This is a genomic window from Devosia pacifica (genome assembly GCF_014652635.1).
GTDB classification, from domain to species: domain Bacteria; phylum Pseudomonadota; class Alphaproteobacteria; order Rhizobiales; family Devosiaceae; genus Devosia; species Devosia pacifica.
On record NZ_BMZE01000002.1, the window covers coordinates 167,562 to 190,923 of the forward strand.

Consider the following 23,362-nt stretch of genomic DNA (forward strand, 5'->3'; position numbering starts at 1 on the left):
GTTACCGGAGTTTCCACCGCCATTGCCGTTGCCGCCACCATTCTCATCTGAGCCCACCGCACTGGATCCGCGCGAACCGGAGCGATCCGAGCTCGAACGGGCGACACTGGGCCGGATTTGCGTGCTTGTGCCGGAACTGTTGCTGGCGGATCCGCCCGCCGCAGACGCCTGGGAAATCTGTTCCAGCTGCGCTGGGGTCGCGGCAACACCGTCGAATGTATAAATTTGCGGGGTCTCACCGCGGCTTTCGACGCGCAGCACTTCACCTTCCGACACCCTGGCGGATTGACCGCGTGTGATGTCGACCCGCACACGGTGGACCGTATCATCGACCTGGACCCGTCCGCGCTCGACCTCGACCTCGGAGCGGCCATTGCGTGAGATCACGGTGAAGCGGGTTCCCTTGACCACGGCTGCAAGGTACGGCGTCTGGACTGCAAAGTGCTGAACGTTCTGAGCCTCGGCATCGATCGTGACCTTGCCGTAGTATTGCTGAACAGTGGTGAACTTACGCTGGCGTGCTTCGCGCACGGCGAGCTGGGTCTCACCCGCCAGTTCGATCCGCTCGGCATCACGCACCAGTTCCACACGCCCGCTTGCCAGTGTGCGGATGACCTGATCGTCAGTGATCACATCGCCAAGCTCGAGCGGTGTCCACGCGGCATCCTGATGAACGAAAACCAGCCCGCGCAGGCTATCTACCCGCCATTCGCCGGCCAAAGCGCCGCCACACAGTGCGGCGACGAACGCCGCTACGAAGACAAGGCGTGAGAGAATTGTGCGCGGAATGGACATGGGGGCCTCAATATTACTACTTGGCTCAACCCTACAGCGCATCCATTTCGCCATGATTAATCTTCGATCTGGAATTGTCGACGATCGACAGACGAGGCCTGGTGGAAGGCCCTAGGAGTTTAATTCTTCGCGCACTATCGCCATCGCCTGTTCCAGATCGGGAATTGATACGCCACCGAATGCGAGCCTGATGGCTTGCGGCACTGCCTCGCCGATGGCAAAGGCGCTGCTCGGGGATACCGCGACGCCCTTTGCTCTCAGGCGCGATACAATCGGCTCGGTACGCTGCCGGCCGGCATTCGGCAGCCAGGCAAAGCCTGCATTGCGATGCCCGATCAGTTCAGACCCAGCCAATATTTCGCGGCAAAGCGCCTGTCGTTTGGCGCCGTCCACCCGTCGCGCCTCTTCAGCACGTGAAACGGTGCCGTCTTCTATCCAGCCGGCGAGCAAACCGCTCATGACGGCCGGCGTGTTCCAGGTGGTTGCCCGCATCACTGCGACCAGCCTTTCCGCCAGTTCCTCCGGCGCGATGACATAGCCCACGCGCAGGCCGGTGCCGAGGCTCTTGGAAAAGCTGCCGACATAGATCGTGCGCTCTGGGGCAAGGTGCAAAAGGCTCGGCGGCGGATCGGGCTCGAGAAAGGCATAGGCACCATCCTCGATGATCAGCAGATCGTGCTGCCGCGCGATGTCGACGATCCGCTGTCGGGTGGTCTCGTCCATCACCGAGCCGAGCGGGTTCTGGACGGTTGGCATCAGATAGAGCGCCCGAAGTGTCCGCTCGCAGCAGATGCGCTCGAGCATCTCGGTGTCCATCACCATTTGCGGTGTTGCCGGCACCGGCACCAGCGACAACCCCTTCAGCGCCGCCACCGAGGCGAACCCGGAATAGGTCAACAGATCCGTGCCGATCTGATCGCCTCGGTCCATCACCCCAAGGACGGAAAGCGCCAGCCCATGCTGCGCACCCGAGGTGATAATCAGCCGCTCCGGATCGACTGGCCCAAGCGATCGCGCCGCGTGTCTTGCAAATAGCGATCGCTCGTGCTGGCGACCGGCATGAGGCTGGTAGCGCATCATCGCTTCCAGATCGCCCCCCGCCGCCAGCCGCTTGAGGCCCGTTCGCAACATTTCGGCATCTGCCGGGTTCGCCGGCACATTGAACACCAGATCGATCAGGCCATCGGCCGCGGCCTGCTGCATGCCGAGCTTTGCCGGAACACCCGGATCGCGCACAAACACGCCCCTGCCTGCCTCACCGACCACCAAACCTCGCGCCTCGAGCTCGCGATAGACGCGGGTCGCTGTGGCGAGGGCGATGGTGTGCTCCTCTGCAAACTGACGGTGCGTTGGCAAGCGCGTACCCGGTGGCACTCTGCCGCTGGTAATCTCTTCGGCGACGGCATCGGCGAGAACACTGAACGGCGGCTTGGGCATCTCTCCTCCGTACTTAGTACAATAAAGTAATTGTACTATTTTTGGTTTGATGTCAAACCGAATGGACCGCTCAGCAAAGGAGTACCGCCATGGCGTTTTCAGCATCACCGACTTGCATTTCGTATCCGCACGAGGCTGCCGCCCTGGCGCGCGCACGCCGGACCGCGCGCCGCGGCCTCTGGCCGAGGAGATGCCTCAGATGAGCCGGTTTCCATCTCTCGCACGTCTGGTGAAGCTCTTACGCCTAGCCCACTCGATTCAGCGTCAGCGCAGTGCCTTGCTCGATCTCGACGATCACCTTCTCGACGATATCGCAGTCAGCCGAAAAGCCGCCCGCGCCGAGGGTCGGCGCAGAGTGTGGGACCTGCCCGAGGCGGTGCGATCCCGCGATGAGGTTGGCGGCTCGGCAGAACGTTTCGGCCAAAGCGCCCCAAACACTGATCCCGCGCCTAGCGCTCGCTAAGCGCCAGCTTTGCGCCAAGGGCAACGAACGCCGCGGCAAAGCTGCGGCGCATCCACGCCATCACTGCCGGCCGCGTTATGATCTGCGTGCGCATCGCGGCCGCGAATATCCCGTAGGCGGCAAAAACCAGAAACGTCGCCAGCATGAACACGGCGCTCAATTCCAGCATGCGCAGCATGGCGTTCGGGGTTGTCGTCGGCACGAACTGCGGCAGAAACGCGAAGAAGAAGATCGACAGCTTGGGATTGAGGATGTTGATCAGGATCGATTCAACGATCACCTTGGCTGCAGGCTTTTCCGCCTGATTCGCCTCAACGCTGAGCCCGCCCGTCTCCTTTAGTGTCGCCCATGCCGTATAGAGCAGATACGCGACCCCGAGATATTTGATGATCTCGAAGGCCAGGGCGCTGGTATGCAGAATCGCCGCCAATCCGGTGATCGCGGCGAGCATGTGCGGCACGATGCCGAGTGTGCAGCCAAACGCGGCCCACAGGCTCGCCCGTCGGCCGCGTCCGAGCCCCGCCGCAATCGTGTAGATCGCGCCAGTTCCGGGCGCGGCCACCACCACCAGAGTCGTAATCAAGAATTCGATGCTCATGTCAGCCTATCGGTGTCGATCAACCGCATCTAGGGGCGAAGCAATGCAAGAATGCAAGCCGCAGGGAGACAAAGACGTGCAATCAGTTTCTGACGCGTCCCAACACATCGTGCTGTCCGGCTGCTCGGGTGGCGGAAAATCCACTTTGCTCGTCGAACTGGCACGACGCGGCTACGAAACGGTTGCGGAGCCGGGCCGCCGGATCGTCGAGGACGAGCTGAGCGGTTCAGGAGATGCGCTGCCATGGGTGGATCTTGCGGCCTTTGCAAGGCGCGCCATCGCGCTGGCCCGACATGATCGCGCGGCGCATGCGGCGCAGTACGGGCCGGTCTTTTACGACAGGAGCCTGATCGATGCCGCAGCGGCCCTTGAGTACGCAACGGGCGAGCCGGCGGTCCGCGCGCTTGGCTCAAGAGCGCAGTACCATCGGCAGGTCTTCATGGCGCCACCCTGGCCTGAGCTCTTCGCCCGTGACGACGCGCGCCGACATGACCTCGACAGCGCAGTTGCTGAATATCAGCGCCTGCTCTCCGCCTATGGCAGTCTCGGTTATCAGACGATCCTCTTGCCCAAGATTAGCGTATCGGAGCGCGCCGACTTCGTTCTGTCGCATCTCGAGCAATGAAGGGCGGTGACAGAGCTTTCCCTTGCCACGCGGATGCTCTAGACACGCGCCGCAACAGTGGCGACGAAAGACCGTAGCGTGACACGACCAACCATCCTGCAACCGGAGACGATCGAGGCGGCGCTGACCGCCGTCAGCCGCGTTGGAACACCGCTCTGGCTTTATGACGCTGAAGCCATCCGGCAACGGGTACGGAAGGTCTCGGCGTTCGAATGCGTTCGCTATGCACAAAAGGCCAATAGCAACACCCATATCCTTCGCCTTCTGCGCGAAATGGGGGTGATGGTCGATGCGGTGTCGCTGGGCGAGATCGAGCGCGCGCTGCGCGCCGGCTACGTGCCGGGCACGCCAGCGCACGAGATCGTCTTTACAGCCGACATCATCGATGAAGCGACGCTGGCCCGGGTAATCGAGCTGCGCATCCCGGTGAATTGCGGCTCGCCGGACATGGTGAAACAAATTGGCGAGGCGGCGCCCGGCCATGCGGTCTGGCTGCGGCTCAACCCCGGGTTCGGGCATGGGCACAACCGCAAGACCAACACTGGCGGCCCCTCCAGCAAGCACGGCATCTGGCATGATGAGCTCGAAGAGAGCCTGAAGCTCATCGACAAGCATGGCCTCAAGCTTGTCGGGCTTCACATGCATATCGGCTCCGGCGTTGATTATTCGCATCTGCATCGCGTCTGTGACAGCATGCTGGATGCGGTGCGGCAGGCCAATCGGCCGCTAGAGGCGATCTCGGCGGGCGGCGGGCTTTCGGTGCCCTATGCGCCCGGCGAGCCGGAAATCGATATTGCTGAGTATCATGCATCCTGGGAGAAGGCGCGCGCCGAGGCAGAACGCATCACCGGCAGCCCGATCAAGCTGGAACTCGAGCCCGGCCGCTACCTCGTCGGCAATGCCGGTGTCCTTATTGCCGAGGTTCGTGCCATCAAGCGCGTTGCCGACAAGCATTTCGTCCTGATCGATGCGGGCTTCAACGATCTGGCGCGGCCCATTCTTTATGGCAGCTACCACGAGATCTGCTTCGTCACGCCCGAGGGACACGAGGTGACGGGGCCGACGCATCCTGTCGCCGTCGCCGGGCCCTTATGTGAGGCCGGCGATGTGTTCACCCAAAAGGATGGCGGCTTCGTCGAGTTTCGCGAGCTGGCTCTGCCAAAAGTCGGAGATATCGCAATCCTGCGCGATACCGGCGCCTACGGCGCGACGATGTCCTCGAACTACAACACCCGGCCGCTTGCGGCCGAGGTGCTGCGCGACAATGGCGTGCTCACGCTGATCCGCAAGCGTCAAACGGTCGCGCAGCTGCTCGATCTCGAGGATAATGGCGGCCCGCTCTAGGCGCCCCCCCGCAAGTTATTAGGTTTCCGCACTGGTGCTGTGGTATGCGGCGCGTTCACAGAGGTCGCAGATATGGCACTACCCCCCGACGCCGGCTCGATGCCGGCTCCCGTTCATCCCGCACTTTCATCTGCGCTCGAGGCGCGCGGCTACAGCCAGCTGACGCCTGTGCAGATGGAGATGGCGCATCAGGGAGACAGCGCTGAGGATCTGTTGGTCTCGGCCCAGACTGGTTCGGGCAAGACCGTCGCCTTCGGCATCGCCATTGCCGCAACGCTGCTCGGCACGGATCAGGCGTTCGGCCCTGCCGGTGCTCCGCTGGGACTGATCATCGCGCCGACACGCGAGCTTGCCATACAGGTGCAGCGCGAACTCGATTGGCTCTATCACGATGCCAATGTGCGCACCGCAACCTGTGTCGGCGGCATGGATGCGCGCGATGAACGCCGGGCCCTCGCCCATGGCGCACATATAGTTGTCGGCACGCCAGGGCGCTTGCGTGATCATATCACCCGCGGCGCGCTCGATCTCGGTGCGGTGCGCGCCGTGGTTCTCGACGAAGCCGATGAGATGCTCGATCTCGGGTTTCGCGAAGATCTCGAATTCATCCTTGGCTCCGCTCCTGAGGAACGCCGGACGCTGATGTTTTCCGCGACGGTGCCGCGCGGCATCGCCGATCTCGCCAAGACATTCCAGAAGGACGCGCGGCGGGTCGCAGTCACCGCGGCAACCGATCAGCATGCCGATATCGAATACCAGTTGATGTTCGTTCGCCGCGACGAGCGCGAACACGCCATCATCAATACGCTGCTGAATTCCGACAGCGGCAGCGCGCTGGTTTTCTGCCACACGCGCGAAGCGGTGCGTCACCTGACAGCACGCCTCGGGAACCGTGGGTTCTCGGTCGTGTCGCTGTCCGGCGAAATGGCGCAATCGGAGCGCTCCAACGCCCTACAGGCCATGCGCGATGGGCGTGCCCATGTCTGTGTTGCGACAGACGTTGCCGCGCGCGGTATCGATCTGCCCAATCTCGACCTGGTGATCCACGCCGATGTGCCCAGCAATCCAGCGACCCTGCTGCACCGCTCCGGACGCACCGGTCGTGCTGGCCGCAAGGGCATATGCGTTCTCATCGTCCCGGAACACCGCGGCAACGCAGCACGCCGGGTGTTGTCGCTGGCCAAGCTGACAGCCACGGAACGATCGGCACCGGGCATCGCCGAAATCGAGGCGCGCTACCGCCGCGACATCATGGAGACGGCGCGCTCGACAAATGAGCCCGACGAGGATGAAGCCGTGTTCGTTCGGGAACTGCTCGGCACGGTCTCGCCCGAGAAAATCGCGGCCGCCTTCGTGCGTCAGCAATTGCTGGCCCGGCCGGTGCCGGAGGATCTCGCGCCGTTGCCGCTTGCCGAACTCAAATCCAAGCGCTCGAAACGCGAGCGCACGAACGAATTCGAGCGCGGCGCCAAGCACGATACCAAACAAGTCCGCGAGCCGCGCCCCGCCGACATGCAGGGTGGTGTCTGGTTCACGCTGTCGATCGGGCGCAAGCAGCGGGCCGATCCGAAATGGCTGCTGCCGATGATCTGCAAGGCTGGGGGCGTCACGAAGCGCGACGTCGGCTCGATCAGGATCGAGGATACGCAGACCCGGTTCGAGATTGCAGCCGACAAGGCAGCTGCCTTCACGGCAAAGGTCAGCCAGCCCGGCGTTCTTGAGCGCGGTGCCGTCATTACCCCGGAGGGTGGCGTACAGCCCGACCGTTCAACCAAGCCGAAGCCTTACAAAGGCGCAAAACCAGGTGGCAAGCCGACCGGCAAGAAGCCGCAACATCGCGGCAAGGCCGCTTCGCCGGCCGGCGAGCAGCCACGCAAGCAGAAGCCCAAGGCAAAGCGCCCGCGCTAGGCCCTGGGATTCCGCGCCTTGCTATAGCTTGACGGAGACGCCGGTTCTGACGCTTTCGTCGGCGGCCAGGCAGATGTTGAGCGAGGTCACCGCATCGTTCATGTGCCGCTCGAGGTCTATATCCTCGGTGATGGCGCGATACACGAAATCCTGTTCGCGATCACACAGGCCCTGATGATCCGGCTCGCCATGCATGTCGAGCCAGTCATCGGGCTGCGCCGGCTGGTTGTCGGCATCGAGCGCTGCGTGATGAACGCGAATGCGCGACGTCTGGGTGTGCGCGTTTATGTCGGCAGAGGCAGCACCCTCTTCCATGACGATCGAGACCGCGCCATTGGGGGACATGACATCTTTGACGAAAAAGGCCGTCTCCGAGATCATCGGCCCCCAGGCCGCCTCGTACCAACCGACGCTTCCATCATCGAACAGCACCTGGAACTGGCCGTAATTGTACATGCCTGGGGGCAGCCCCGCGGCAAGCGTTGCGCCCATGCCGCGCACTTCCACCGGCTTGGCATCGGTGATCTGGCACATCACGTCGACATAGTGCACGCCGCAATCAACGATAGGCGATGTCGTCAGCATGATCGATTGATGGATTTCCCATGCCGCCCCGCTCGACTGCTGGTTGAGATTCATGCGGAAAACATAGGGCCCGCCTAGCTTGCGCGATTCCTCGATCAGCCGCATCCAGGACGGATGGTGGCGCAGGATATAGCCGACGATCAGCTTGCGCCCGTGTTGCTGCGCCGCATCGACGACACGCCTGGCATCCTCTACCGTTGCCGCGAGCGGCTTTTCGACGAACACATGCGCGCCCGCCTCGATCGCTGCGACCGCATAGTCGGCATGGGTGTTGGTGTGCGTCGAGATCGACACCACGTCGGGCTTGAACTCCTCGAGCGCAGCGAGGAAATCGCTGCGTACCGGGTAGCCAGATAGCGCCTCAGGCAGCTTCGGGGCCGAGCGGTTGACCAGCCCAACCACTTCGAAGCCGGGATGGGTGTGATAGGCGGTGGCGTGGCTCTTGCCCATCTGGCCCAGTCCGACGACGAGCACCTTTAGCGGCGAATTGGTCATAGTTTTGCTCCCGAGTTCAAACGGTTCGGCGGGCGTGCGCGATCTCACGCGCACCGAAGGTTGCGAGGGCGACAGTGTAAAGCGTTGGATTGGTGGCGGTCATCGTGGGAATGACGCCATTGCCGGCAACATAGAGATTATCGAACCCCCAGACCCGGCTATTGCGGTCGCAAACGCTTGCACCATCGTCGGTTTCGCCCATGCGGACCGTGCCTTGATAGTGCAGCGAACTGCCCACCGGCAGCACGATGGTGGCGAACCCGGGAGCCGGCCGACCGATGATCTCGGCGATCCGCAAGCCTGTCGCCTTGGCCTTGTCCAGCCGCTCAAGATCGCCGGCGGATTGCTTCCACCTGATTGAGATCGCCGGCAGGCCGCGCCAGTCCCGTCTTGTCTCATCGAACAGCACGCGGTTCTCGGCGCTTATGTCAGAGGGGCAGAACACGCCCATACCTACCGGCTGTCCGGACAACTCGGGCGGCTTCGGCATGGTGGCAAGGCTTGTCGGCGCGATCGTTACGGAAAACGGGAACTCGTCGGTTGCGGGTATCCAACTCATCGCCTTCATCGGAGGCTCATCGTGCATCTCGGCGATCTGCGAGACGATGTAGTGGTCGTTGATATGGCGACCAAGCGCCTCGGGGCGAATACCGGATGCGTGAAGCAGTTGCGGTGTGTGCAGCGCATCGCAGGCCACCACAACTGTTGCGGCGTTGACGACCCAGCTTTCGTCGGTGCCGGCACGGCAAAGCTCGACGCCTGTTGCCTTGCCATTTTCGTGGATGATGCGGCGGCACACAGTCTCGGCCATTATGACAAAGCTGTCTTCGGGCTCACCGATCATGTCGGCGATAATCACATCGGTGCCGTGAAACGTCACGCCCTCGGCAGTCGGCGTGACCGCCATCGGCATCGGGCGGACGCGCCGCTCGGGGCTGCGGCCTTCGTTAAAGGCGGCACCGAGCCGCTCGCGCAGTTTGATCGCGGTCTGGTCGCCGGATCGCGGGTCCTTATGGACGCCAAGCAGGCCTTCGGCCTCACAAAGCGCTGCCTCAAGCGCATCGGCCGCAATGAACGGCACGCGCTCGGCCATTGAGGGGCTCGGGCAGCCGGTCGACCATTTTGTGCCCATGCCGCCAACATTGGCAGCGGAGAAGCCGGCAAACAGGCTTTCGCTCGGGTCCGCCTCGTTGGCGATGAACAAGCCTGAACGACGAAGCATCGAGGCATCGAAACCACCGGCGCGTCGTGCCTCCCACTCTTCCTTGCTGATCGAGGGACGCCGGTTGCGGTCGCCGCCCTGCGCCTTGACTTCGAGAGCGCTGCGCTCCTCTGGGTCTGCGATGTTGTCGAGATGGGCGCCCAACTCCGGCAGGATTTGTGGACCCGCTTCGACCATCAGGATGCGGGCCTCGGGCCATTCGCGGCGGATGGTGCGCGCATAAGCGCTGCCTGCGGGGCCACTGCCCACAATAACGACGTCCTTGGAGAGAGGGGGCATGATGTGTCCGGGTGTTCGAGGCTGGTCGTTAATTGGTATCAACGCCTGCCCCGGCCATCAATGCCCTGCGGCGCATATCTAATGTCCTTTCATGAGGTTGTGGTGCTCGTCACACCACCCTATGGTCTAGATTGGTATTTCCTGCTGTCATGCTTGCGGAGCAAACCTCATGAAGATTGGTGTATCCTCCTACAGTTTCCGGCCGCTGCTTGCGGACGGAAGCCTTGAGATTGAGTCGATGTTCGACTGGCTGGCTGCGCATCAGGCGGAACACCTCGAGATCGCAACCTTCTCCTTCGCCGAAACCGGCAAAGAAGCCGCTCACGAACTCACCGAAGAAGCCGCAATACTCGAGCGGCTCGAAGCAGCATCGGCGAGGACCGGCATACCTGTATCGGGCTTCTGCATGGGGGCGAGCTTCATCGGCAAGAGCGCTGCCGAGCGCGATGCCGAAATCGAACGGGTGAAGCGTTACGTCGAGCTTTGCAGCCGGTTCGGCGCGGGCTTTTTGCGACACGACGTGGTGCCGTGGTCGTATCGACTCGAGCACACCGCGGAGTTCGAGCGTGAATTTGACGGCATTGCAGATGCCTGCCGCCAGGTAGCGGAATTCGCCGCGTCACATGGCGTCGTTACCAGCGTCGAGGATCACGGCTTCTTCATGAACTCGGCGGAGCGCATCCTGCGCCTCATGCATGCTGTCGATCATCCGAGTTTCAAGCTGACCGTTGATGTCGGCAATTTCCTTTGCGTCGACGACAATCCGGAGGTTTCGACGCGCCGCACGCTGCCGCACGCGGCCTTTGTCCATCTCAAGGATTTCTATGTGCGCCAGACAGAGCCCGGACCGGGCTGGCTGAAGACCTCCGGCGGCCAGTATCTGCGCGGTTCGGTGTTCGGCTTTGGCGACCTCAACACCAAAGGCTTCATCGAAAGTGTTGTAGAATCCGGCTATGACGGCTTCGTATCGCTCGAATATGAAGGGCAAGAGCCAACGCTGGCCGCCTGCGAAACAGGCCTCGCCAATATCAGGCGCATGCTGGCCGAAGTCAGAGGCTGACAATCCGGTCCAGGCGCTCCTTGAGATCTGCGAGGTGTCGGCGATCACCAGCCGGCATCTCGACAGAGACCCAGCCTGAATAGCCGATTGCCGAAAGCGCCTGATTGACCGCTGACCAGTTGACATCGCCTTCAGACAGCGCAACGTCAAACCCCTTCCAGGGCCCTTCGGCGTTCATCTTGGCGAGGCTGAACTCCTTGATGTCGACGCGCAGGATCCGCTTGTCAAGCGCCTCGATCCAATCGGTGGGGCGGCCATAGCGCATGACGTTGCCCACGTCGAAATACCAGCCAAGGCGTGAGTTCTCGAACCCATCGATCAGGTGCGCGGCTTCCAGCGGGCTGAGCAGGAAATTGTTCCAGACATTCTCTAGCGCCAGCGAGACACCGATTTCATCGGCGTATGGCAGCAATCGGTCGATACCTTCGACGGCGCGATCATAGGCCGTGGCGTAGCTGGTATTTTCATCGACAACGCCCGGCACAAGCAGCACGGTTTCGGCCCCATAGGCCTTTGCCTGTTGCAAAGCCTCGATGGTCGCCTCGACACAGGCATCGCGCACCGCCGCGTCGGGATGGGTCAGCGGATATTTCCAGTGACGCGAATTGATGACGCCGGGCAGAGCAACACCCGTCGCGTCTCGACCCGCTAGAACTTCATCGAGCGGCAGATCGTTGGGCGCATCCAGTTCCACACCGTCAAACCCGAGATCGGCGATCAGCCGGAACGTATCCATGATCGACAGATCTTCCTTGATCATCGACCATTTGAGGCTGGTTCTGGCCATCGGGCGTGCGGATTTGTCGATCATGGGTGGCATACCTTTGTCGTGCGACGCGGCGCCATTGCTGGCGCGGCAAGTCGATATCTGAGTTTTCCGTGTCACCCTAGAGCAATAGTCGACGCGTATCGAGGCGCCGCGGAATTCTGACCAAAGCGGCTTGTTGCCAACACGATGTCTCCATCTTCGACGCGCTCGTGGGCTTCGTCGCCGGGGCGAAAGGATCAGGTCGCGCTAGCGGTCACGGCGCGCACGGAATTCTCAGCCTCTTCATTCGCATTTAAAGCGCCAGATCCGGGGCAGCGCAAATTGTCATGTACACGTGTACAAAATGTCATGTAAGCTTCATTTGGGAGGCTTAAGTCACAGCTCGCGTCCGATCGGCGACGCCTGTTTTCCCGCGTTCTCAGGGCGCGCGCGGGCGGCTGTCGCTACACCAGCATCGAAAGAAGCCGGCGCGTCCGGCTTCGATCCTGATGATGCGAAAACGACAACTTGAACAGAGCCTCTGGGGCAAAACAGAGAGGCTCCTGTTCATGATCATGAGCTCGCAAGGGAGAGACTCACATGACAATTCTTGCCAAGGCACTGCGCAGCACTGCTGCACTGGCCATCGTGGCCGCCGCTTCCGGCGCGGCTTTCGCTGAGGAATACACGATCACCGTATGGTCGGGCGGCACGGGCGATGATTCACATTATCGCGTCGATGCCATCGAAATGGCCGCGGATCTGCTCGAGCGTGAAGCTGCAGTGCGCGGCGAAGAGCTCGATATCACCGTTGAAAAGCAGGTCTGGTCCGGCTGGGACGATTTCAAGCAGGCGGTCACGCTCGCTGCTGAATCCGGCACCGCCCCCAACATCATCGTCTCAGGCCACGAAGATATCGGCCCCTGGTCGCAGGCCGGTATTCTGCGCCCGATCGAAGACTATGTCGATTTCGATGCATGGCCGCTGAACCAGCTCTATGACAACCTTGTCGACGTTTCGAGCTATGACGGGCTGATCTGGGGCGTGCCGCAGGATGCGGAATCGCGCCCGTTCTTCATGTCGAAGGCTCACCTCGCGGAAATCGGTTACTCGGAAGACGAGATCGACGCGCTGCCGGGCAAGATCCAGAGCGGCGAATATACGCTTTATGACATGCTCGACGACGTCAAGACGATGCAGGACGAGGGCGTAGTCGAAGCGGGCATGGGCTTTGCTCCGCGCGTCAACAACGGCACCGACTACTGGCAGTTCTATCAAAGCTTCGGCGGCGAGATGGTCGACGAGGAAACCGGCAAGCTGGTCTTCGACAAGCAGGCCCTGACCGACATGTACCAGTTCTTCGCCGATGCGGTTGAGATGGGCGTGACCCCGGCCACCTATCTCGGCGGCGATTGGGATGTGTGGCACGGCAATGTCGCAGCTGATGCATACGGCGCCTGGCACGGCGGCACCTGGCATAAGTCGCAGTGGGAGCGCCAGTTCGGCGTCGACGATTTCTTCGGCCAGATGACGTTCTCGCTCATTCCGGCTGGTAACGAAAACGGCGAAGCCAACACCATCACCCATCCGCTGGTTTATCTGATTTCGACCACCGGCAGCGATGACGAAGCCGCAATCTCGGCAGAACTCGTGGCCATCGCCTCCGAGCCGCGCATCAACTCGCTGCACGCCGTCGAATCCGGTCACCTGGCAATCGGCTCAGCCCAGGCTGACGTGCCGCTTTATGCCAATGACCGCTGGACCACCGAGGCTACCGAGCAGCTTCTGCCCTACGCCAATCCGATCCCGAACAATGCTGATTTCGGCATCTTCTGGGACGCGATGTACCAGGGTCTCGAGGCGGCATGGACCGGCACGTCTTCGGTCGAAGACGCGGTGAACCAGGCTCAGTCGGCGGTCGAATCCGGCCTCGGCGACGGCATCATCATCCGCTGATCGGTGTGATCGTGTCCAACACCACGTCCGCTGAAAGAGGTATCCGGTCGAGCGCGCTGACGCGCTCGACCGAGCCGGCAACCGACACCGTCCGCGCCGCACGCAAGGGACGCGCCCGCACCAGCCCGCTCGGCCTCGTCATGCTGGCGCCGGCCCTCGCTCTGCTGGTCGCGTTCTTCTTTGCGCCCGTGGTGCTGACGACGATTTTTTCGTTCACCAACATGACGAGCGCCACCGGGATCTCTGGTGGCGCTTATGTGATCACGCCCAACCTGCTGCGCGACCTCGAGTGGCAGGGGATGGCCCCCGAGGCGGCGCAAAGCCTGAGCGGCGAGACAATCAGCGTCGATGAAGCAGCGCTCGAGCGCGCAGCCGCAGCCGGTGTCGATCCGGATTTTCTCGAGGAGATCGAAGACGAACTGCTGGGCGACGAGTTCGACGATGCGCGCAGCTTCGAGCGTGAACTCAAGACACTTCCCAGCCGTCCGCGCCGGGTGCGCGACCTGAAGCTGGCGGCCGAACCATTCAGCCAGTCGATTCTCAACACACGGTTCGCCACCCGCGACGAGGCAGCCACGGCAATTGCGTCCATTGCACCAGATCTTTCCGCCGAAGACCGCAATACCGTTCTGTCTGCCGCCTATACCGGCTGGGTGTGGACGACGGATAATTTCGAAAGGCTCGCAACAACGCCCGAGACGGCGCGGCTGATAACCAATACCGCACTTTATGTCGGCTTCACGCTATCGCTGTTCAATGTCGGGCTCGGGCTGTTTCTCGCCATCGCCATCTTCTACATGCCGAAAACCAGCGGCACGATCTTCAGTGTCCTTTGGCTTCTGCCGCGCATCACACCGGTGGTTCTTTATACGGTGATGTGGAAATGGTTCACCTGGGATGACGGCTTCCTGCCTGTCGTGGCCGAGAATCTGGGGCTTCCTGCCTTCAACTACATGAAGGGCTCGGTCCCGACTGCCTGGGCGACCATCGTCTCGCTCAATGGGTTCATCGGCGCTTCGTTCGGCATGATCCTGTTCAGCGGTGCCCTACGCGCCATCCCGCAGCAGCAGCTGTGGGCCAGCGAGGTCGACGGCGCCAGCCGTTGGCAGCAGGTGCGGCGCATCATCCTGCCGCAGCTCAGGTGGCCGATCCTGTTCGTCACCTGCTATCAGTCGCTGTCGCTGCTCTCCTCTTATGAACAGATCTGGCTGACGACCAATGGCGGGCCCGGCAACACCACCAATGTGTGGGCGCTCGAAGCCTTCCGCGTCGCATTGTCCAATTACACCGGCAATCTGCAATACGGCTATGGCGCCGCCATGGCGCTGGTGCTGGTTGTTGCGGGGCTGGCGCTGTCCATCATCTTCCTGCGGCTCTTCCGGTTCAATGAACTGGTCGAAAAGCCGAAGATCGAATTCTAGGAGCCCGGCGCAATGACACGCAATTTTTCTGCCTGGCCGGTCCTGTTGGTGCTGAGCCTGATCAGCCTGCCGCTGGCGATCATGTATGCGTCGGTGTTTGTCGACAGCTTCACCAATACGCCCCCGGGCGCGATCCTGCCGAACGAGTTCACGCTCGCGCATTGGCGGTTTCTCGTCGACCCGAGCATTGCCGGCAATATCTGGGTGGCGACACTCAATACGTTCATCTTCGCGCTGTCGATGGTGGTGATCGTCACCACGATCTCGGCAATGGGCGGCTATGCAGTCTCCCGGCTCAACCTGCCCTATCGCCGCTTTTTCCTCGCCGGCATCATGGTGATGCACGCCTTTCCCTCGGTGACGCTGATCATCGGGGTGTTCCTGGTGCTGCAGTTCGCCGGGCTCTACGACACCCTTGCCGGCGTGATCATGGTCAAGGCAACGCTGATGCTGCCATTCGGCATCTGGATCATGAAAGGGTTCTACGACGCCGTTCCCTGGGAGATCGAGATGGCCGGCGTGCAGGATGGCGCTTCGCGCTTCACCGTCTGGCGGCGGCTCATCCTGCCGCAGGTCAAGCCGGGCCTCATTGCCTTGGGCGTCTTCGCTTTTCTCGATGGTTGGGGCGAGTACCTGCTGCCGCGTATTCTCGCGCCCACGTCCGAATTCCGTGTGCTGTCGGTCTACCTGCAGCAGATCTCGGTCACCGACTCGATCAACTACGACTTCAATCTCTTCAAATCGGTGGGGCTCTACTACACCCTGCCTGTCCTTATCGTGTTCATCGTCTTCCAGAACCGGCTGATGAATATCTTCGGCGGAGGCACCAAGGGCTGATGCCTATCCAGCTTCAAGATTTTACCAAACGCTTCGACAACACCACCGTCATCGAGAGAATGAATCTCGAAGTGCATGACGGCGAGATGCTCGCTCTGCTCGGCCCCTCGGGCTGCGGCAAGTCGACGACACTGCTTGCGATTTCCGGAATTCATCGGGTCAATGGAGGGCAGATCCTGTTCGGTGAAGAGGATGTCTCCGAGCAGCCCAGCCAGAAGCGCAATGTCGGCGTCGTGTTCCAGAACTACGCGCTATACCCGCACATGACGGCCTACCAGAACATCGCCTTCCCGCTCGAGGTGCGTGGCATGGGACGCGAGCAGATCGACAAGGAAGTTCGCGCGATCGCGGCACTCGTTCATATCGAACAATATCTAGAGCGCCGCCCCGGCCAGCTTTCCGGCGGCCAGCAGCAACGCGTGGCGTTGGCGCGCGCCCTTGTGCGCAAGCCGGGCGTTCTTCTGCTCGATGAACCTCTGGCCAATCTCGATGCCAAGCTGCGTCTCGAGATGCGCTCGGAAATCCGTCGCATCCAGCAGGAAACCGGCATCACCGCCATCCTCGTGACCCATGACCAGGTCGAGGCGATGTCGATGTGTGACCGTATCGCGATCATGAACGAGGGCCAGATCATCCAGATCGACACCCCCACGGAGATGTATCGCAACCCCAAGACCCAGTTCGTCGCAGGCTTTCTCGGCAATCCGCCGATCGCGTTCGTCAATGGCCGCGCTTCCGGCGAAGCGATCCGGCTGGATGCGGATGAGGTGACCCTGCCATTGCCGACCGGCGCACGCCGGCCCAAGGACGGAGAGCCGATCGTCGTCGGCATAAGGCCCGAGATTTTCGGCGTTAACGGCGGCAGCCCGATCGGCGGGCGGGTCAGCTTTGTTGAAACCCAGGGCCGCGAGAACCTTTATGACGTAGCGCTGCCTTCGGGTGCGGTTCTCAGATCGATCCAGCCGGTGCGTCATGACATCTCCGTCGGCGACCAGGTCACCTGGGGCGTCAATCCGGATGCGCTGATGGTGTTTTCTCAGGACGGGACGCGGCTATGAGCGGCGCATCGGGGCTGGCAGACTTTCAACACCGTTTCTCCTGGCCGAGGACCGGCGCCGCATTACCGCTGTGCATCGCCCATCGCGGCGCCAGCGATCATGCACGCGAAAACACACTCGCAGCCTTTCGGCTGGCCTCCCAGCTTGGCGCTGATATGTGGGAGATCGACACGCAGCTGACACGCGATGGTGTCGTCGTCATCTCGCATGATGATCATCTCTTGCGCGTGTTCGGCGTCGATGCCCGCATTTCGCAGCTTGATGCAGCAGAGCTTGCCGCCTTGAAAGACGTCGACGTGCCGACTTTCGCTGAGGTTGCCGCCCTCGCCCGCGCTTTGCGCACCGGGCTTTATATCGAACTCAAGGCGCAGGGTTCCGGTCTGAAGTGCTGGCGCGAACTACTGACTCACGATCAGACCTACGCCGCTTTCGGCTCCTTCGATACCGCCCAGGTGCGCGAACTACGCGATGCAGGGTGCCAGTGGCCTCTCGCGGTCCTCGTGCGCATCGGGTGTGGTCCGCTGGCCTTCGCCGACAAGGCCGGCGCCGATCTCGTTCATCTATGCTGGGAAAAAGATGGCGAACGTCCGCAGGATAAGGTGACAAACGATCTGTGTGACCGCATCTTCCGCAGCCAACGACATATCGTTTTATGGCATGAGGAGCGTGCGGACATCTTGAAGGACATGCTCGATCTGCCGGTCTTGGGGATCTGCACCAACCGACCGGAGATGATGCGGTCCGGCGAGGCATCTCGCGACATTGCATGACGGACCAACCTTCCTGGAAACGAGCCGTCACATCGCATGATGTGGCACGGCGCGCCGGCGTTTCGCGCGCCGCTGTTTCGCGCACCTTTACTCCCAATGCCTCGGTTTCCGAGCAGACCCGGCAAAAGGTCATGAAGGCGGCCGAGGAGCTCGGTTATCGCGTCAACTTCCTGGCACGAAGCCTCATCAACCAGCGCTCGGATCTCGTCGGCCTCGTTGCGGCAGGGCTCGATAACCCTTTCCGCACGATGCAGATCGACCAGTTGACCCGCGGACTGTTGGCGCGTGACCTGAGGCCGATCCTCCTGCCGACCTCGCGCTCGGAAGATGTCGGCCGGTTCATCGAGCATTTGCTGCAATATTCGGTCTCCGGGGTGATCATCACCTCGGACGCCCCGCCCACGCAGCTTTGCGAAGAATGCGCCAGTAACGGCATCCCCATCGTCCTCATCAACAAGGGCGAGGATATCGCAATGGTCGACCGGGTGGTGAACGATGACGCGGCAGCCGGACGCGCGGCGGCGGATTATTTCTTTGATGCAGGGCATCGCCGGCTGGCGGTCATGGCTGCACCGCATCTGTCCTATACTGGTCGGCAACGGCGCAAGGCCTTCATTGCGCGCAGTGATGAGCTGGGCGCTGCGCTCGATGTGATCGATGTGCCGATCAACGACTATCAATCCGGTTTCGAGAGCGCTGAAACCCTCGACCGGCGCGGTGTCGAGGTGTTGTTCTGCGTCAACGATTACATGGCCTGTGGTGTCGTCGACGGACTGGCGCGCCTCGGGCGCGACCGCTCCGAGGCGGGGGTGAAGATCATCGGGCACGATGATATCCCGCAGGCGGCTTGGGGTGCTTACCAATTGACGACCTTCGCCCAGCCATGTGACCTGCAGGCCAACGCGGCAATCGATTTTCTCGCCAGTCGTATCGCCGACCCGAGCGTGCCGGCGCGGCTGGCAACCACCCCAATCCATCTGATCCAGCGGGCCTCGGCATAATGACAACCCTGTCGGACACGAATATCGAGAAACGCTACATATTCGCCATGGCCCTCGCCGAACGGGCCGGAGCACATGCGCTAAAGCTCCAGCAGGCGGTGGGCGCGCAAGGCCTGTCCGTTGAGAACAAGGGTCTGCAGGATTTCGTCACCAACGCCGACCGCGAATGCGAGGATCTGATCCATCGCGCGATAAACCAGGAATTCGCAAGCGACCGGTTTATTGGCGAAGAAACAGGCGGTGAAGCGGACGGTGGGCCAGCATGGGTCATCGACCCAATCGATGGCACCAACAATTACATGCGCGGCCTGCCAAACTGGGGCGTTTCGATCGCCTTCATCGCCGATAACGCAATAGCCTGCGGCGCCATCTTCGACGCTAGCACGGGGCTGGTCTATCACGCCCGCAGCGGCGGTGGCGCCTATGCGGGAAAGCGGCAGATCTGCGCCTCGCAATGCGCGGACCCGCAAACTGCGCTGGCAATCACCGGCCATTCGCGGCGCACCCCCATTGCCCCCTATCTGGCGCTCCTGTCAGACCTGCACGAACTCGGCTTTGATCACCGCCGTCCGGGTGCTGCCGCGCTCGGGCTGTTGCGGGTGGCCGAGGGCAAGGCGGAGCTGTTCCATGAGGCGCACCTCAACAGCTGGGACGTCATGGCCGGCATTCTGATCGCCCGCGAAGCAGGAGCGGTCGTCGAACATCCGAGCCTTGATGCACTGCTCGATGCTGGCGGTCCTGTCCTCGCTTGCGCGCCCGCTCTCCACCCCTCGATAGCCCACCTGTTCGGCCCTGAGACGACGGGCGAGCCGATGGACAACGTTTCCGTTCAAACGGCGCTCTAGCCTGCTTGCTCATCCGGCCTTGCGGCAATGGCGCGACAGCGGCTCCATCTTGTCCGGCTCCAGCTGGTCGAGCGTGATGCTGGCGAAGCGCTCGACGAACAATGCCTCCGCTTGCGCCATGGTGTCGAAGAGCGCCGCGTTGACCTTCTGCTCGATCAAACAGTTCGGTCGCTCGCTGCGATTGCCGATAGCGAACAATGTCGGCCGGTTGAGGGCTTCGTAGACTGCCAGCAAGGTAATTTCGTTGAGCGGCTGGTTCAGCTGCCAGCCGCCGCCATGGCCCTTGCCGGATCGCACATATCCCGCCTCGCGCAGCCCTGCCATCGTTCGACGGAAAACGGCCGGGTTGGTGCCCATGCTCGCCGCGAGCACCTCCGAAGTGAGAGGTTCATCGAACTGGGCCATGTGCAGCAAGACATGCAGCACATCTGAAAGCCTAGTGTCCTTATTCATCCAAGCTCCCGTGAAGTGGGTGTCAGCGCTTTTGCCGCGCGTGCTTATGATCTCTGACGCAGAGCCGAAGCGATTGACGCCAAGCAACCAGTTATGTATCACTTGATGATACATATACTGCACACGACCGATTATGCAGCTCCATCTGATACATTCTTGCGCTCCCATGTCCAGTCTTGACCGGTCATTTCCCCTTCCGATGCCGGCCATCGCGCAGACCTTGAAGGACTTTCCATGCATTACGACACGATCATCATTGGCGGCAGTTTCGCCGGTCTTGCGGCGGCACTCTACCTGGCCCGAGCCCGCAAATCGGTCTGCATCCTCGATAACGGCAGGCCGCGCAATCGCTTCGCCACTCACTCTCACGGGTTTTTCGCGCATGATGGCAGCGTCCCGGGCGAGCTTCTTTCAACGATGCGCAAACAGGTGGCCGCCTACCCGAGCGTAACGTTTCTGGAAGATGCTGCGGTCGACGCCAGCCTGGATGGCGAGATCCTTTCGGTGCGTCTACAAAGTGGCGCGGTTATTACCGCCCCTCGCACACTGCTGGCCTTCGGCATCTCCGACACACTCCCGGATCTGCCGGGTGTTGCGGAGCGTTGGGGGCGCTCGGTGCTCCATTGCCCCTATTGCCACGGCTACGAGTTCAGTGACCAACAGCTCGGTGTCCTCAACCTTATGGAGATGTCGCACCATCAGGCGGCACTGATTTCGGAGTGGGGACCGACCACCTTCTATCTCAATGGCGGCACGCTGGAGCCTGAGGCGGCTGAGGCACTCGAGCGTCGCGGCGTCACCATAGAGCCCGCGCCGGTCGTTAGCCTTCATGGCGAGGGGCACAGCCTGTCGGGGATCGAGCTCGCGGACGGTCGAAGCCGAGCGCTCAATGCCTTGTTCATCGCGCCGCGCAATCACTTCAACAGCCCCATCGCCGAACAGTTGGGCTGCGAGGTCGAGGCAACGCCTCTCGGCTCCACAATCACGGTTGATGCACTGCAGATGACCAGCATCAGGCACGTCTACGCTGCAGGCGACATTACCCGGCAGGGCCACAGCATAACCTTTGCCTGTGCCGACGGCGTAATGGCCGGAACAGCGATCCACCGCTCCTTGGCGTTTGACGCTTGAACGGGTGCTTCCCGCTCCTCATGCCCCGGCCCCGGGTGAGCCCAAAGGCTTGATCCGAGGTCGAGGTCGTCGATCCGGGCACTAGAGCTGGCCGCGGCGTGGCAGTCCGTTGCGCCCGACACGCGCGATCTCGTCGCGGGTGAGGCCAATATCGTCGAGCAGCCTGTCGCTAAGTCCGTAAAGCTGCTGTTGCGTCATGCGAATGTGGCGCTTCTCGCGCCAGGTGTCGAAAGGGTTGATCATTTTTGAGCTCCATTGAGGATGCCGGCTTCTAGACCGCCGAAAGTCCTGCCGCCCCACCCGTTTGGGCGGGCTTTGCGACGCTCTTGAAAGAAAAAAGCCGCCCGGCAAATGCGCGGGCGGCAAGTGATTTGGAGGTCAGGAGCCGCATCAACGGCGCTGATATCGTGACGTTAACGTGGTGTTAACGTGAGCGCCCCACCCGTTTGCGGGGGCCGGGGCACTTGAGACGGCGCATGACCGGAGGCGCCAGCATCGAAACGATGCATGCGAGAACAGCGAAACCGATGGCCAGAAGCAATGCTGCGCGCAGATCTCCCAGCTCCTGGCCAATGGCGAGCATGCCAACAAATACATAGACGGTAATGGGAAGGTCGTGGTCGACGCTGGGCATGATCTTGATCCGCTCTTACTTGAATGCGCCTGATGACCACATCGGCCGCTGCGTCGTCGCCACCCAAACGAGTGGGTGCGCAAGTACCGAAGGCAGCAGCTTTATTGCTGCATCAGAGAAAAAGCGCCGACGCCGCACTTTTTCTTGGATTTAGCCGCCAAGCTGAGCAATACGCTATAGTGATCGGGCCAAAGCCGGGCCCTTTTGGGGGTGTGCGGACGCCGCAGGCTCATGAGCGCGAGAATACTTTGCGTCGAAGACGAAGCCGATCTTCGGGCTGATCTATGCGAAGAACTGGTCGCCAACGGGTATGTGGTGGACGAGGCCGGCAACGGGCACGACGCCCTGGCCCTGCTGCGCGCTCAGCGTTACGATCTTGTGCTGTGCGACATCACCATGCCGCGCATGTCCGGGCTTGAGCTGTTGCGGCAGGTCCGACAGGAGCAGGGCCTTGGCGAACTGCCCTTCGTCTTCCTGACCGCCCTTGCCGGGCGACAGGATATTATCGCCGGCAAGCAGGCAGGCGTTGATGACTATCTGACCAAACCCATCGACTTCGATCTGATGCTGATCACCATCGCTGCGCGGCTTGATCAGGTAGCGCGGATCAAGGGCGTTAGACAGCACGACGCGCAAGGTCCTGGCGAAGGCAAAGGCCTGCGCGCGGGTCTGCTCGGCGCCGACGAGGCCCTTAATCGCATGGCTGTCGGGGTGTTTTTGATAGATGCTGAACGGCGGGTGCTGTTCCGCAACAGGCGAGCAGATGAGCTGCTCGACGAGGCCGATGGCATCAGCCTATCGCGAGAGGGCTTGTTGCGCGGGGAAAAGCCGCAACAGACGCAGGCGCTACGTCACATCATTGAGACGGCGATCACCCGCGCCAGCGCTGGCAACCGGCAAGGCAGCGAGGCGGTGGCACTAACGCGGGACAGTGGCAGGCGACCGTTGATCGCTGTTGCCTGTCCTCTTGGCCGCGGGCCGGCAGAAGCCGGGGAACCGGTGGTCGGGCTGTTTGTGACAGACCCGGAATGGCGCTCGAGCGACGCCACGGCGGCCATAGCGCAACTCTACGGCCTGTCGCCTGCCGAGACCCGCCTGGCGCTTGCGCTGGTGCGCGGCTTGCGGCTCGATGAGATCGCTGACGAGTTCGGCCTGTCCCGCAACACGGTGAGCTATACGCTCAAGAACCTGTTCCGGAAAACCGAGACCGATCGCCAGGCCGACCTCATCAGTTTGTTCATTTCGAACCCCGTTGCGCTGGGCTCGAACTGACATCAGGCGGCCTTGCGCTGCACGCGGGTCCTGCGCAGGGCGGCACGACCCGATTTGGCGATCCGCATACGCCGCCTGTGCGCGCGTTTCGGTCTGAAAGCCGGGTCACTCGCGACAAGCGCCGCGATCCCGGCATCAATGGCAAGAAAGACATCACGGAGCTCAGGGAACTGGCGTTCGTCGACTTCGACAATTGGCGGCAGGGTGGGCATTGCTATCTCCAAGGGTGTCAGGCGGCCATGCCGTAGGGTAGGGCGATGAGGGCAAGGGCGAGCATATAAAGGCCCGCCAACAGGACGGTGCGGTGCATGATTGTGATATCCGATGATCCAGGATGCAGTGTGCATCGATGGCGCCATTAACCACTTGTTCACCCCTGCTTCGCCCCCCAAACGGGTGGGCGGGCATGGAAAAAGCTCGCTTTA

At 61.9% G+C, this 23,362-nt stretch carries 24 protein-coding genes; 14 read left to right on the forward strand and 10 right to left on the reverse strand.

The window, feature by feature from the left end; genetic code table 11:
- Positions 1-795 (reverse strand): FecR domain-containing protein (locus IE127_RS07925; protein ID WP_189425036.1); only part of this gene is annotated, 795 nt, incomplete at its 3' end.
- A 111-nt stretch (positions 796-906) separates the two neighbouring features.
- Positions 907-2,232 carry an aminotransferase-like domain-containing protein gene (locus IE127_RS07930; RefSeq protein ID WP_189425038.1) on the reverse strand — a complete coding sequence of 442 codons (1,326 nt, stop codon included), beginning with the start codon at positions 2,230-2,232 and terminating at the stop codon, positions 907-909.
- A gap of 199 nt (positions 2,233-2,431) precedes the next feature.
- On the opposite strand from IE127_RS07930, the gene IE127_RS07935 reads away from it, so the two are divergent.
- A complete protein-coding gene (locus IE127_RS07935; protein WP_210310459.1) occupies positions 2,432-2,695 on the forward strand; it encodes a YjiS-like domain-containing protein in 264 nt (87 codons plus the stop codon).
- Here the strand turns inward: IE127_RS07935 and IE127_RS07940 are convergent.
- Positions 2,682-3,293, reverse strand: a complete 612-nt coding sequence (locus IE127_RS07940; RefSeq protein ID WP_189425040.1) for a LysE family translocator — start codon at positions 3,291-3,293, stop codon at positions 2,682-2,684. The genes IE127_RS07935 and IE127_RS07940 overlap by 14 nt on opposite strands.
- Before the next feature lie 76 nt (positions 3,294-3,369).
- On the opposite strand from IE127_RS07940, the gene IE127_RS07945 reads away from it, so the two are divergent.
- The 3 genes from IE127_RS07945 (at position 3,370) to IE127_RS07955 (ending at position 7,170) form a co-directional block, all read left to right on the forward strand.
- On the forward strand, positions 3,370-3,918 hold the full coding sequence (locus IE127_RS07945) for an AAA family ATPase (protein ID WP_244640037.1): 549 nt from the start codon (positions 3,370-3,372) through the stop codon (positions 3,916-3,918).
- Between the two features lie 78 nt (positions 3,919-3,996).
- Complete coding sequence (lysA, locus tag IE127_RS07950) at positions 3,997-5,262, forward strand: diaminopimelate decarboxylase (RefSeq protein ID WP_244640039.1); 1,266 nt, start codon at positions 3,997-3,999, stop codon at positions 5,260-5,262.
- A gap of 72 nt (positions 5,263-5,334) precedes the next feature.
- On the forward strand, positions 5,335-7,170 hold the full coding sequence (locus tag IE127_RS07955; protein WP_189425043.1) for a DEAD/DEAH box helicase: 1,836 nt from the start codon (positions 5,335-5,337) through the stop codon (positions 7,168-7,170).
- Between the two features lie 21 nt (positions 7,171-7,191).
- On the opposite strand, the gene IE127_RS07960 is transcribed toward IE127_RS07955, so the two are convergent.
- Together IE127_RS07960 and IE127_RS07965 are read right to left on the reverse strand one after the other, a co-directional pair.
- A complete protein-coding gene (locus IE127_RS07960; protein ID WP_189425045.1) occupies positions 7,192-8,250 on the reverse strand; it encodes a Gfo/Idh/MocA family protein in 1,059 nt (352 codons plus the stop codon).
- A 16-nt stretch (positions 8,251-8,266) separates the two neighbouring features.
- Complete coding sequence (locus tag IE127_RS07965) at positions 8,267-9,751, reverse strand: GMC oxidoreductase (RefSeq protein WP_189425047.1); 1,485 nt, start codon at positions 9,749-9,751, stop codon at positions 8,267-8,269.
- 169 nt (positions 9,752-9,920) lie between these two features.
- Between IE127_RS07965 and IE127_RS07970 the strand changes: the two genes are divergently transcribed.
- Positions 9,921-10,811, forward strand: coding sequence for a sugar phosphate isomerase/epimerase family protein (locus IE127_RS07970; RefSeq protein WP_189425049.1), 891 nt, complete (start codon positions 9,921-9,923; stop codon positions 10,809-10,811).
- On the opposite strand, the gene IE127_RS07975 is transcribed toward IE127_RS07970, so the two are convergent.
- The gene (locus IE127_RS07975; protein ID WP_244640041.1) at positions 10,801-11,622 is read right to left on the reverse strand and encodes a sugar phosphate isomerase/epimerase family protein; all 822 of its coding nucleotides are present in this window, start codon (positions 11,620-11,622) and stop codon (positions 10,801-10,803) included. The genes IE127_RS07970 and IE127_RS07975 overlap by 11 nt on opposite strands.
- A gap of 537 nt (positions 11,623-12,159) precedes the next feature.
- On the opposite strand from IE127_RS07975, the gene IE127_RS07980 reads away from it, so the two are divergent.
- From IE127_RS07980 to IE127_RS08010, 7 genes are all read left to right on the forward strand, one after another.
- Entirely contained in the window at positions 12,160-13,515 is a 1,356-nt protein-coding gene (locus IE127_RS07980; RefSeq protein ID WP_189425052.1) for an extracellular solute-binding protein, read from the forward strand.
- Positions 13,516-13,655: 140 nt separating this feature from the next.
- Positions 13,656-14,936, forward strand: a complete 1,281-nt coding sequence (locus IE127_RS07985; protein ID WP_308430303.1) for a carbohydrate ABC transporter permease — start codon at positions 13,656-13,658, stop codon at positions 14,934-14,936.
- A 12-nt stretch (positions 14,937-14,948) separates the two neighbouring features.
- Entirely contained in the window at positions 14,949-15,773 is an 825-nt protein-coding gene (locus IE127_RS07990; RefSeq protein ID WP_189425055.1) for a carbohydrate ABC transporter permease, read from the forward strand.
- Positions 15,773-16,831 (forward strand): ABC transporter ATP-binding protein, encoded by a 1,059-nt coding sequence (locus IE127_RS07995; RefSeq protein WP_189425057.1) that lies wholly within the window; start codon positions 15,773-15,775, stop codon positions 16,829-16,831. Before IE127_RS07990 ends, IE127_RS07995 begins: the two co-directional genes overlap by 1 nt.
- A complete protein-coding gene (locus IE127_RS08000; protein WP_189425059.1) occupies positions 16,828-17,601 on the forward strand; it encodes a glycerophosphodiester phosphodiesterase in 774 nt (257 codons plus the stop codon). The genes IE127_RS07995 and IE127_RS08000 overlap by 4 nt, the downstream gene beginning before the upstream one ends.
- On the forward strand, positions 17,598-18,602 hold the full coding sequence (locus IE127_RS08005; protein ID WP_189425061.1) for a LacI family DNA-binding transcriptional regulator: 1,005 nt from the start codon (positions 17,598-17,600) through the stop codon (positions 18,600-18,602). Before IE127_RS08000 ends, IE127_RS08005 begins: the two co-directional genes overlap by 4 nt.
- Positions 18,602-19,447 (forward strand): inositol monophosphatase family protein, encoded by an 846-nt coding sequence (locus IE127_RS08010; RefSeq protein ID WP_189425063.1) that lies wholly within the window; start codon positions 18,602-18,604, stop codon positions 19,445-19,447. Before IE127_RS08005 ends, IE127_RS08010 begins: the two co-directional genes overlap by 1 nt.
- A gap of 9 nt (positions 19,448-19,456) precedes the next feature.
- Here IE127_RS08010 and IE127_RS08015 read toward each other — a convergent pair whose 3' ends face one another.
- Positions 19,457-19,900, reverse strand: coding sequence for an Rrf2 family transcriptional regulator (locus IE127_RS08015; RefSeq protein ID WP_189425065.1), 444 nt, complete (start codon positions 19,898-19,900; stop codon positions 19,457-19,459).
- 234 nt (positions 19,901-20,134) lie between these two features.
- Here IE127_RS08015 and IE127_RS08020 point away from each other — a divergent pair, with 234 nt between their 5' ends.
- Positions 20,135-21,031: an NAD(P)/FAD-dependent oxidoreductase gene (locus IE127_RS08020; RefSeq protein ID WP_189425066.1), complete on the forward strand. Its 897-nt coding sequence runs from the start codon at positions 20,135-20,137 to the stop codon at positions 21,029-21,031.
- 81 nt (positions 21,032-21,112) lie between these two features.
- On the opposite strand, the gene IE127_RS08025 is transcribed toward IE127_RS08020, so the two are convergent.
- Both IE127_RS08025 and IE127_RS08030 read right to left on the reverse strand, forming a co-directional pair.
- On the reverse strand, positions 21,113-21,274 hold the full coding sequence (locus tag IE127_RS08025) for a DUF1127 domain-containing protein (RefSeq protein ID WP_189425068.1): 162 nt from the start codon (positions 21,272-21,274) through the stop codon (positions 21,113-21,115).
- 181 nt (positions 21,275-21,455) lie between these two features.
- Complete coding sequence (locus IE127_RS08030; RefSeq protein WP_189425070.1) at positions 21,456-21,665, reverse strand: hypothetical protein; 210 nt, start codon at positions 21,663-21,665, stop codon at positions 21,456-21,458.
- Positions 21,666-21,896: 231 nt separating this feature from the next.
- On the opposite strand from IE127_RS08030, the gene IE127_RS08035 reads away from it, so the two are divergent.
- Positions 21,897-22,937 (forward strand): response regulator, encoded by a 1,041-nt coding sequence (locus tag IE127_RS08035; RefSeq protein WP_189425072.1) that lies wholly within the window; start codon positions 21,897-21,899, stop codon positions 22,935-22,937.
- A gap of 2 nt (positions 22,938-22,939) precedes the next feature.
- Here the strand turns inward: IE127_RS08035 and IE127_RS08040 are convergent, their stop codons facing one another.
- Complete coding sequence (locus IE127_RS08040; RefSeq protein WP_189425074.1) at positions 22,940-23,149, reverse strand: hypothetical protein; 210 nt, start codon at positions 23,147-23,149, stop codon at positions 22,940-22,942.
- Positions 23,150-23,362: the final 213 nt, after the last annotated feature.